Raw genomic sequence first — 10850 nt, forward strand, 5'->3', positions numbered from 1 at the left:
ATGAGTATTTGGGAAGAAGCATACCTACGTAAAGCACAGTACAATAGCCGCCGCCATTTTCTTAAAAAATGCACTTCCGGACTGGGGGCGCTGGCTTTGGGTTCCCTGATGGGCTGTGGAAATCAGCATCGATCCACCGCGGAAAATGCCTTTGTTCCGGGGCAGGGACCCCACTTTGCGCCGAAAGCCAAAAGCGTCATTTTTTTGCACATGGCGGGTGGCCCCTCCCATCTGGAGCTTTTCGACTACAAACCCACGCTGGAGAAACTGCACGGTAAAGACACGCCTGCTTCGTTAATGGAGGGAAAGGAGTTTGCATTTCTAAAAGGTACACCCAAGCTGCTCGGCCCACAGGCTTCCTTCGCGCAACACGGCGAGTCGGGTGCATTCGTTTCCGACTACCTTCCCGAATTCGCCCAGATGGTAGACGAGGTGAGTTTCCTGAAAGCAATGCATACCAACGAATTTAACCATGCCCCCGCCCAGCTCTTTATGCACACCGGGAGTCCCCGATTGGGGAAACCGAGCATGGGGGCCTGGTCGGTGTACGGGTTGGGCTCTGAAAACAAGGACCTGCCGGGCTACGTGGTGCTCACCTCGGGCGGAGGAGCCATCAGTGCCGGCAAAAGCGCCTGGGGCAGCGGTTTTCTCCCGACGGTGTATCAGGGTGTTCAATGCCGCTCGCAAGGGGATCCGGTGTTGTTTTTATCCAATCCGGTGTCCATTGACGAACGACTCCGGAAGAAATCCATCGATGCCATCAACCAAATCAACCGGCTTGAATACGAAGAAGCCGGGGATCCGGAAATTCTCACACGTATATCCCAATACGAACTGGCCTTCCGCATGCAGACCTCGGTGCCGGAGACCATGAATATCAACGACGAACCCGCCCACATTCACCAAATGTACGGCACCGAACCCGGCAAGGCTTCTTTTGCCAACAACTGCCTGCTGGCCCGGAGGCTGGTGGAGAAAGGAGTCCGGTTTATTCAGCTATTCGACAACCGCTGGGATACCCACGGCGTAGGTGCGGGAAATGGGGTTGGGTCTGGAATGCGCCGCTCTTGCAAAGCCATCGATCAGCCCATCGCTGCATTGCTCAAGGACCTCAAACAGCGAGGGCTGCTGGAAGAAACCCTGGTCGTCTGGGGAGGAGAATTTGGACGCACGCCCATGATGGAAGCACGTACGGGTGAGGGCTTCGATGGAAGAGACCACCACCTAGAGGCCTTTACCATGTGGATGGCCGGTGCCGGCGTCAAGAAAGGAACGGTACACGGCGTAACGGATGAAATCGGCTATTACGGAATAGAAGGACGCACGCACGTGCACGACTTGCAAGCCACCATTCTGGAACGGCTGGGCTTTGACCACGAAAAACTTACCTACGAATTTCAAGGCAGAGACTTCCGGTTGACGGATGTACACGGAAAGGTCATCCGGGAGATCCTTTCCTAATCTCCTCACCCGGCAATTGCAACCACCCACTGTTTTTAAAATGCCAGGGTAGGTTTGACGGGAGTTACCCGCTCTTCCCCATTTGAAGCCATACTAACCGCAGCGGACTGGAACAGTCCATCCGTGGAGGATGCGGTATCCGGAAGGAAGGTGGTAACCGGCGTCCACTCGGTTCCCCGATTGGAGACCATGCGGCCGTTTTTGCCCATGCTTAATAGCTCTCCTTCCTGATCCAGTACAAATCTGAATTCGTTGGATCCCACCCGAATCCGGTAATGTACCTCCTGCGAATCATCGTTGAAGGCAATCCCAGAATGCTTGTAAACCGGAGCATACCTGCGCAAAAAGTCCCGCTCGGAAATCAGGTCCCCGTCTGCTACGTGTCCGGATTCCCAAAGAAGTTTTCCGCTTGCGTCAAATTTGCTGAGAAAGAAACCGTCGTAGGACTGTGCTTTGAAGCGGAAGGGATTTTTTCCAAAGGATTCTTTGCCAGAAAGTCCACTGAGGTAGAAAGCCCCACTGCGTTCGTCCAGGGAAAGTCCAAAGAAAGCTCCGATTCGGTAAGCGCTTCCCGAAGGATTGGGTCCGAACGGCGAATAATCCCGGTAGTTGTAATCCGCCGCCAGCAAAAAACTGCGGTCGTTTTCGTCCACATGAAACGAGGGACGGATGGCCTGTCCTTTTGGAGTATAATCCAGTGCAAAATTTCGAACCAGCCGACCGTCCCGGTCAAAGCTGACTATCCGGCTGTGCAGGGTATTGGATGCCAGATCGGCGTCCTTCAGCACCATGTATTTTTCCGAGCCAACCTGCCCGGCAAAGGTCCACTGGGGATTCCACTCGCTCACGGGAATTTTTGGAAGCCTTACCTGGACCTGATCGAATTGAAAATCCGAAATGCGGAAACGATTCAATACGAAGGAAGGTGTTGGCGCCTTTCCCAGCCTGAATCCATCCGGATCTTCGGCAGCCGCGAGGAAATACAGGTAACTATCATCCGCAAATACGGCATGTAAGGAAGCCCCCATCAACTGTTGCTGGTCTTCAAAGGATAAACTTCTCAGCACCTGGCCCTCCTGTATGTACCGGATCGACGCAGTACCGGGACCTTTGACTGCTGCAGAAAATTCCACCACAAAAACGGCTTCCCCCTGCGGAGAGGCAATCAGGGCCATAGCGGCTTTCGGGGAATTTGTGGGCAGGACAATTTCCCAGTCTTTCTTCCGGGAGGCAGCGTATCGTCTGACGGTATACTGCCGCTTTGCCGTGTAAACTCCTTCCAAAAGCCCGTTTTCTCCCAGGTCCAATACCCGGTGTGGAGCGGCTTCCTGCCTCGCCGTACAGGCGTTTTGCCGGGCTTCCAGCCCGGTACCGCCAATCACTAGAAAAATCAATGTAAAAATTATCGTTCCCCTCATCTTGCTCTCTGTTACTATGAAACAATGCAAATATCTTTTTCAAAGTACAGTATTATTTATGTGAATTACAAATTTATGCGTGTTAAATTTTTATTTGGGAGTAAAAATCCTTCGGAAAGGGCTCTTGGAGCGATCGGTGGGGACGTCACAAACTCAAAACATTAGGTGCCGTGGCTGCGTTTTTCTCCTGTAAACGATGACTAATGATTACTTTTTTTGGTAGATTTATCCCGTACCGGTTTGGTTATCGTGAGAACCTGTCAGCAACGTTAAGGCCAGAGACATGTCCGGAAAAAGATTGAAAAAGACCTTACGGCTATTTGATGTGTACGCCATCAGTACGGGAGCCATGTTTAGCTCGGGTTTCTTTTTGTTGCCCGGCCTGGCCGCAGCCATGACGGGTCCATCGGTGGTGCTGGCCTATTTGGTCGCCGGCTTTATGATGTATCCCACCATGCTAAGTGTGGCCGAGCTTGCGACCGCGATGCCGAGGGCGGGGGGCGCGTACTATTTTATTGACAGGAGTTTGGGTCCATTATTTGGAACCATCGGGGGTATTGGCTCCTGGTTTGCGCTGGTATTCAAAAGTGCATTTGCCCTCATAGGAATGGGCGCCTACGTAGCCATTTTTATCGATGTTCCGATCACACCCGTGGCCATAGGCCTGACGTTAACCTTTGGTTTTACGAATATCATCGGATCAAAAGAAGCCGGTTGGTTGCAAAAGGTATTGGTGGCAACGCTGGTGCTCATCCTGACCTTCTACACCGTACAGGGCCTGGCCCGCGTATTTCAATTCGATTTTTTTAATCACCTGCGACAGGAATACGATGTCTTCTTTCTAAACGGAACACAGGGATTCTTTGCATCCATAGGCCTGGTTTTTGTCTCCTACGCGGGCCTTACCAAAGTAGCCAGTGTGGCAGAGGAGGTGCATAATCCCGACAAGAACATTCCCTTAGCCATGTTTTTATCCCTGGCAACGGCTACCAGCATCTACGTGGTCGGGGTGTTTATCATGGTGTCGCTGTTGGACAAAGACGTGTTCTTTTCGGATTTGACGCCCGTTGCTACGGCCGGTGAAGTTTTCATGACCTGGCTCCCCGGAAAGACGGGCTTGATGCTAGTGGTGGTGGCCGCTATCGCTGCTTTCGCGTCCACGGCCAATGCGGGAATCATGTCGGCTGCCCGGTATCCACTGGGGATGGCCCGGGACAAACTGATTCCTGGGTATTTCGGAAAACTGGGAAAATACCAAACGCCCTTTTATGCCACGCTGGCCACGACGGGGCTAATGGTCTTTTTGCTGTTGGTTTTCAACGTGGAATCGGTCGCTAAAATCGCGAGTACCTTTCAGCTCCTGCTTTTTGGCCTTTTGAATATTTGCGTGATTGTCATGCGGGAAAGCGAACTAAAAGGCTACGACCCCGGATTTCGTTCGCCCTATTATCCCTGGGTACAGATAACCGGCCTCTTGTTTTCCGTATTTCTGATCATTGAAATGGGCTTTCTTTCCTTAATCTTCACTTTTTTCATCATCGGCGCCAGTATCTTCTGGTACTTTAGCTATGCCAAGGACAAGGTCAAACGGGAGGGTGCCATGTTTCACGTGTACAGCAAATTGGGCCAGCGTCGGTACGATGGACTCGAAATGGAACTTTGGTCCATGATGAAAGAAAAAGGCTTACGGGACGAAGATCCCTACGAAAAAGTGATCAGCAGGGCACTGATAGTGGATGCGGATGCCGAAAAACTAAGCTACGAACGGCTATTGGATACGGTTTCGGCACATTTTTCATCAAAAACCGGCCTGAGAAAAAAAGCGATACTTGCCTCCCTGGTAGACGAAAAAGAAGAGGGCCTGATTGCCATTGGTAAAACCACTGCCCTGAAGCATGTACGCTTTGAAGAGGACATGGAATCGGAAGTTGCTATTGCGCGCTACCGTGAGGGCGTACCGGTAAAGTTTGACTACTTCGAATTATTCAAGAGCAAGAAGAAAGACTGGAGCAAAAAATTACACGCCGTGCTCTTTTTAATCAGTTCAAAAAAGCATTCGGGCCAACACCTCCGAATGCTGGCCCATCTGGCGGAAATTCTGGACAACGAAAACTTTCCGAAACGGTGGTTACTGGCTCGCGACGAAGGCGAATTGCGGCAGATTCTGCTTCGGGACGAGCGCTTTGTCAACCTTGTCCTTGAACCTGGAAAACCCTCCGGTGTGCTAATCGGAAAAATGATTCAGGAGCTAAAACTCCCCGAAAAATCGCTGATTACAGTGATCAAACGAGAGGGAAAAATCATTTTTCCTCATGGCAATTCCGTGCTCAAAGCGAAAGATGAATTGTCAATCATAGGAGAAAAGCAGGAAATTGATGAAATTCGCAGCCAATACGAAGCCAACACCCTGAACAGGGAAGCCTAAGTGTACGGGGCGGCGGTCTTTTATCTAGTTGCAGAAAATTTTTATGATTGATTTGAAAGACAAATCCAGCGATCGCTGGCTGATTTTAGGCATTTTGCTGGTGTCTTTTAATCTTCGTCCTTCCATTACCGCGGTGGGACCACTGATTCCATTTATCCGTGAAGACATGAACCTCTCCAATGGATTAGCGGGATTTCTAACTACCCTGCCGCTTCTCACCTTTGCGACCTTTTCTCTATTTGCTGCCGGTATCGGCGACTACCTGGGCAAGGCAAAGGCCATCTTTACAGGACTCCTGGTGCTGGGCCTGGGTTCGGTAATGCGGGTCTCAGGCGGTCCGGTTGCCTTGTACCTGGGAACCGCGCTCACCGGCATTGGTATTGTTATCTGCAACGTGCTCCTGATCCCCCTGGTAAAAGCCCGAATGCCCACCAGGACCGGATCGGTAATGGGTATGTTTAGCACCGGGATGTCCATGCTGGCAGCCATTGCTACGGCCGTAAGCGTACCCCTCGCGGTGGACATGGGCTGGGGTTGGAGAGGATCCCTGCTGTTTTGGAGTTCGTTTCTATTTCTGGCCCTACTTATATGGTGGCCCCAGCTAAAGCTCAGCCCAAAACCTGCGAAACAGGCCGCCGAGCCCGGGAAATCCGTCTGGAGCTCCCGCCTGGCATGGCAGGTGACCTTGTTTATGGGTGTCCAATCCTTGCTGTTTTTTACGCTGATTACCTGGCTTCCGGACATGATGATCGATAAAGGACTTAGCGCCACCGATGCAGGCTTGATGGCCTCGATGATGCAGGTCGTGGGCTTGTTGGGAACTTTGCTGGCTCCGGTGGTCGCCACGCGATTTGCCCAGCAATCCGGACTGGCCGTCTCCATTGGAATCATCTACTTGCTTGGCTTCAGTACACTCTTCTCCCCGATCATCTGGCTCAACGCCCTGGGGATCGGAGTGGTGGGCCTGGGCATGGGCGCCAGCATCAGTCTGGCCTATACGCTGATCGCTCTGCGTACCCGGAATGACCGATACACTGCCGGCCTGTCCGGCATGGCCCAATCTGCAGGCTATTTTTTGGCGGCTTTTGGCCCCATGCTATTTGGGATGGCTTTCGACCGCTGGCAGGACTGGAACCTGCTCGTGTACCTGATGTTGGGATCTTCCGTTTTGTTTATCACCTTCGGGTATTTTGCGGGAAGGAACCGCACGATCTGATTCCATACAAAGTCCGGAAAATTCCTGTCAAATTTTCCGCGAATTTCCTTACTTTTGGAATCGTGCACCGTACTTCCTTTTCATGCAGCAACTACTGGAATCCATAGGCATTTCCCAAACGCTTTTCGACTACCTGTTCATGCCCTTGTTTATCTTCCTAGCACGGGTCGTGGACGTGTCCATCAATACCTTGCGTATCATGTTTGTGCTGAATGGAAAACGAACCGTAGCGCCGGTGCTTGGATTCTTTGAAGCACTCATCTGGCTGCTGGCGATCGGGCAGATTTTCCAAAATATCAACAATCCCCTTTCTTACATCGCCTACGCCGGTGGATACGCCATGGGCACCTATGTAGGGATGGTGATCGAAGAACGCCTTGCACTGGGTCGGGTGCTGGTACGCATCATTACCCCTGAGCCCTTGCCTGAACTGGTAGATTACATGAAGGAAAAAGAGTACCGCTTTACTTCCGTGGGTGCGGAGGGCCGGTACGGCAAAGTCATTCTCCTATTTACCGTCATCAAGCGCGAACTCCTTCCTGGGTTTATCAGTAAGTTGAAAGAAAGCGATGAGAAGGCCTTTTATACCATCGAAAGTGTCAAGCGCATTTCCGAGGACGACCTCAATGTCCTGGAAGACCGTCCCCGGTTTACCACAAGGCTGAGAAACCTGATCAGAAAATAGGGCTGGTGCATTTTTACCAATCATTCACTCGAATTCCGCGAACTGTGCAAGATTACAGCCTCTCGCAGGCGGAGGTTAAACGGGATTTTCAGAAATCTACCAAGGCGGGTTGTGTAGTATTACCGCAGCAGAAACCGGTTCCTTTCGTCTCAAAAAGCACGTACCTTTCCCCGAGTAGGGAATGGCTCTCAAAAAAGTAACAAAAAGATAGCGTTTGGAATACCTTGTATTCATAGGCGGAACCTTTCTTTGTGAAAAATTCTTGACGTTTATGATTTATCTGGCGATTTTGGGAGGAATAGTGTTCAGTTTTGTTTTATTTGTCCTCTTGTACAGCCTCGCTGGTTTGCTTTGTTTCCTAATACCCGTAAATAAACAGTTTCTAAACATCCAACGGGATATCGAAATTTTTGTCGTTTCCAATGGTGTACATGTTGACTATGTACTCCCAAGTATTTCTCCCTATTTCAACTGGAAGGAAGTACTTGATTGCCGTCATTTTCACACACCCTTCGCCGAGAACAATTTTCTTGGCATCGGCTGGGGTGACCGCGGTTTCTACCTGGAAGTCGACGAGTGGGCCAACTTAAAGCCTAAAGTAGCAGCGCGGGCGATGCTTATCCCAAGTCCCACACTCATGCATGTAACCTTGCACCCTGAATTGCCCAAAAACCAGAAGCGCCTGGAGTCCATCCACCTTAGCAAAGAGCAATACCTGCAACTATGCGACTATATCTGTAGTTTTTTTAAGCAGTGTGAAAACGGGGTAATTATTCTTCCCGGCAAAGGCTATACGCCCAACGATAATTTTTTCGAGGCGATGGGATCGTATCATGCTTTCGGAACATGCAATTTCTGGATCAACCGGGGGCTTATTCAGATAGGTGTTCGAGCACCTATTTGGTCCCATGGAGGCGGGGGTATTTTTTACCAACTCAAAAAGGCTGTTCCTCGTCCGACCGCCGTGCCCCCGAGGTTAGAATCATTTTAACGAGGCCTACGGCCACAACGATCACAAGAAATAATGCCGGGAATCCCCCCATTACGGATAGGATTCGAATCCCCTCTATACCGGCTGTAGAAACCATTAACCACGCAGTTATACCGATAATCGACCCCCAAACGAGTTTGACCCAAAGTGGAGCTTCGGGCTGATTTGGGCTGATTCCATGCGTGCTGATCGCTGACATGGCGGAGACGTTGGAATCGGCAGCAGTCACATAGGATATAAAAACCATAACCAACGTGGCAAGGCTAATTATCCGTCCAAAAGGCAGACTGCCCAACACCTGAAACATAACGATCTCTTCCCCCTTCAATTCCATTGTTTCAAAAAGGCTTTGGCCTTCATGCATGTCAAAAGTCAGGGAAGTACCCCCGAAAATACTCATCCAAATTATTGTGAACAGAGAAGGGAATACGAGATTGAAGAAAATAAAGTCTCGAACAGTGTATCCGACGGCAATACGGCCTAAAAACAATGCTGCGACAGGCGCCCAGGCGTACCAGTTCGCCAGGTAAAAAAGGGTCCAGTCCTGCTCCCATTGCCGATCAACCCTATCGCCAAAATTGACACTTCTTGGAAAAAAATTTACCGCGTAATCCTGCACACTTTCCCAACCCAAGCTAAGAATATCGAGCGTAGGCCCGGTGATCAGTACAAAAACTGCAAGGCCGAAGAAGGCTTTCACATTGACGTCCGAAAGAATCGCTATGCCCCGATGCAGACCGCTAACGGCAGAAAACACAAAGCTAAAAACGATCGAAAATCCAATCATGGCTAAAAGCAAAGCCGATTTAGTCCAACCCATTAGTAAATCCAGGCCTCCGGTAATGGCAAACATACCGGTACCTAGCGATGCCGACATTCCGAGAACCAGCGCGTATAAGCATATGACATCGATAAGCTTCCCGAGGCGATTACCCGCGAGTTTCGTTGAGATGGGCGCTAAACTAGCGGTCAGACTAAAGGGCTGGTGTAAATTATAGTAGGAAAGCGCAAAAACCAATCCCACAAGCGTATACACGCCGTAAGGGGTAAACGACCAATGTAGGTGTAGTGTGGCCAGCGAAAAGACCGCTGCCAAACTGGAGCCACTTTCAATCGCCAATGCCGGTGGAGGCCGGTGGAGATGGTGAAGTGGTTCAGCCATGCCCCAAAACAAAATACCCGTGGCAACGGTCGTACAGAGTGTAATGGCAAACCAGCGCCATTTGCTTAAGATTGGAACAGCAGCCTTCCCCCAATTTTGGTCCGGCCAAATGGAAGCACATAGGCAGTCCCTAATAGTATCAGGAAAGCAAACGCACTCCACGAAAAAAGCCAACCAAACTGATTGAGCATTCCGTCCTTGGTTCTTTCAGCCAGTCGAAGAAAGGGATCGCTGTAGGTGACGCCAAAAGCCAGGGTCATTACTAAAATAACTACCGGCGGAAAAAACACCCAGGGTTTGAGCTTTAGCGTCGCTGACATTTGATAACGAAAGTGAGCGCGAAAGATAGGGCTTTTACCAGTAAAACAACAGTATTTGTCCATGATGTTCTCAAACTAGCCAGTTGGTTTGGAATTATTTGCCCGGATCGCGATTTTGACTAATAGTACCAATGTATGGCAGCTGGCTTCCAGGTAGGTATTTTAGACAAGGTTCCTAATTTGGCCATAAGTAAAACGTAGTTGCGTATCTGGCTGTGCCAAAGTCTTTTTCTATTGCATAATTCCCCCTATCCCTGGCGATATTCAGGCGATTGGTTGGTAAATCGTGGACTGCCGGCATCGGCACCGAGCCCGGTTTACCACCGGGCCTTGGAACCTCATCAGGAATTAGGTCTATCGCTCACCATTTAAGGTGAGCTTTCCCAGATTTCTCATGTTGCGCAAGATCCAGGCCTGCCGTTGCCGAAGGTAGGAGCTGGGCTGGTCGGGTCTCCACCGCAGGGGATTCGGCAACACGGCCGCGATCAACGCCGCCTCCTGCCGGTTCAGGTCAATCGCCGCTTTCCCAAAATAAACCCGAGCGGCAGCTTCTGCCCCGTAAATGCCCTCCCCCATTTCGATCACGTTCAGGTACACTTCCAGAATGCGCTCCTTGGACCAAAAAAACTCGATAAGCACGGTAAAATAAGCTTCCAATCCCTTTCTCAGCAGGTTCCTACCTGGCCATAAAAAAACATTTTTCGCTGTCTGGTTGGTAATGGTACTTCCACCCCGCAATCGTTTTCCACTGCGGTTTTCTTCCAGTGCCGCATGAATGGCCTCCCAGTCAAATCCATGATGCTCCAGAAATTTCTGATCCTCGGAGGCGATCACTGCCCGGTACAGAAAGGGCGAAATCTTCTCCATGGGAACCCAATCCTTTTCCAGGCGAAACGCTCGCTCCTTGTCCAGAAGCTGCTCCACCGCCCGGATACCCACCAGGGGTGTAACACACACGGGCAAAACACCCGCCGCCATCACGGCCAGAATGGAAAACAAAAACAGTCCGAGAAAAATCCGGCCTGTCCAAACAAATAGTTTTTTCACTACACAATCCGATTAGCGTACGCAACGGTATTCCTTCCACGGTTTCGCCAGGGAAAAGTTGTCCCTTCGGTACGTTTGAGAGGTTTGGCCAAAATTACTCCTTTCCGCCGCATCCATTGCGGGCA

The 10850-nt window shown here is 50.6% G+C and carries 9 protein-coding genes; 5 read left to right on the forward strand and 4 right to left on the reverse strand.

Annotation, left to right across the window (positions count from 1 at the left end; all coding sequences use genetic code 11):
- Positions 1-1461: a DUF1501 domain-containing protein gene (locus ABWH99_RS01645; RefSeq protein WP_375584578.1), complete on the forward strand. Its 1461-nt coding sequence runs from the start codon at positions 1-3 to the stop codon at positions 1459-1461.
- A gap of 35 nt (positions 1462-1496) precedes the next feature.
- Here the strand turns inward: ABWH99_RS01645 and ABWH99_RS01650 are convergent, their stop codons facing one another.
- Positions 1497-2879, reverse strand: a complete 1383-nt coding sequence (locus ABWH99_RS01650) for a hypothetical protein (RefSeq protein WP_375584579.1) — start codon at positions 2877-2879, stop codon at positions 1497-1499.
- 298 nt (positions 2880-3177) lie between these two features.
- Between ABWH99_RS01650 and ABWH99_RS01655 the strand changes: the two genes are divergently transcribed.
- The 4 genes from ABWH99_RS01655 to ABWH99_RS01670 all read left to right on the forward strand — a co-directional run bounded on the left by ABWH99_RS01655 (position 3178) and on the right by ABWH99_RS01670 (position 8196).
- On the forward strand, positions 3178-5304 hold the full coding sequence (locus ABWH99_RS01655) for an amino acid permease (RefSeq protein WP_375584580.1): 2127 nt from the start codon (positions 3178-3180) through the stop codon (positions 5302-5304).
- A gap of 43 nt (positions 5305-5347) precedes the next feature.
- Positions 5348-6520, forward strand: a complete 1173-nt coding sequence (locus ABWH99_RS01660; protein WP_375584581.1) for a CynX/NimT family MFS transporter — start codon at positions 5348-5350, stop codon at positions 6518-6520.
- Positions 6521-6602: 82 nt separating this feature from the next.
- Positions 6603-7205, forward strand: coding sequence for a DUF2179 domain-containing protein (locus ABWH99_RS01665; RefSeq protein WP_375584582.1), 603 nt, complete (start codon positions 6603-6605; stop codon positions 7203-7205).
- Between the two features lie 271 nt (positions 7206-7476).
- Positions 7477-8196 (forward strand): TIGR02117 family protein, encoded by a 720-nt coding sequence (locus ABWH99_RS01670; RefSeq protein WP_375584583.1) that lies wholly within the window; start codon positions 7477-7479, stop codon positions 8194-8196.
- Here the strand turns inward: ABWH99_RS01670 and ABWH99_RS01675 are convergent.
- The 3 genes from ABWH99_RS01675 to mtgA form a co-directional block, all read right to left on the reverse strand.
- The gene (locus ABWH99_RS01675; RefSeq protein WP_375586522.1) at positions 8141-9520 is read right to left on the reverse strand and encodes a BCCT family transporter; all 1380 of its coding nucleotides are present in this window, start codon (positions 9518-9520) and stop codon (positions 8141-8143) included. The two genes, ABWH99_RS01670 and ABWH99_RS01675, sit on opposite strands and share 56 nt — an antisense overlap.
- Positions 9424-9678 carry a BCCT family transporter gene (locus tag ABWH99_RS01680; RefSeq protein ID WP_375584584.1) on the reverse strand — a complete coding sequence of 85 codons (255 nt, stop codon included), beginning with the start codon at positions 9676-9678 and terminating at the stop codon, positions 9424-9426. The genes ABWH99_RS01675 and ABWH99_RS01680 overlap by 97 nt, the downstream gene beginning before the upstream one ends.
- 354 nt (positions 9679-10032) lie before the next feature.
- Complete coding sequence (mtgA, locus tag ABWH99_RS01685; protein WP_375584585.1) at positions 10033-10725, reverse strand: monofunctional biosynthetic peptidoglycan transglycosylase; 693 nt, start codon at positions 10723-10725, stop codon at positions 10033-10035.
- Positions 10726-10850 lie beyond the last annotated feature (125 nt).

It is taken from the genome of Cyclobacterium xiamenense, from assembly GCF_042140265.1.
Lineage (GTDB): Bacteria > Bacteroidota > Bacteroidia > Cytophagales > Cyclobacteriaceae > Cyclobacterium > Cyclobacterium xiamenense_A.

Coding starts and splice junctions, on each gene's coding strand:
- ABWH99_RS01645 (WP_375584578.1), top strand. CDS start 1: ATGAGTATTTGGGAAGAAGCATACCTACGTAAAGCACAGTACAATAGC.
- ABWH99_RS01650 (WP_375584579.1), bottom strand. CDS start 2,879: ATGAGGGGAACGATAATTTTTACATTGATTTTTCTAGTGATTGGCGGT.
- ABWH99_RS01660 (WP_375584581.1), top strand. CDS start 5,348: ATGATTGATTTGAAAGACAAATCCAGCGATCGCTGGCTGATTTTAGGC.
- ABWH99_RS01665 (WP_375584582.1), top strand. CDS start 6,603: ATGCAGCAACTACTGGAATCCATAGGCATTTCCCAAACGCTTTTCGAC.
- ABWH99_RS01670 (WP_375584583.1), top strand. CDS start 7,477: ATGATTTATCTGGCGATTTTGGGAGGAATAGTGTTCAGTTTTGTTTTA.
- ABWH99_RS01680 (WP_375584584.1), bottom strand. CDS start 9,678: ATGTCAGCGACGCTAAAGCTCAAACCCTGGGTGTTTTTTCCGCCGGTA.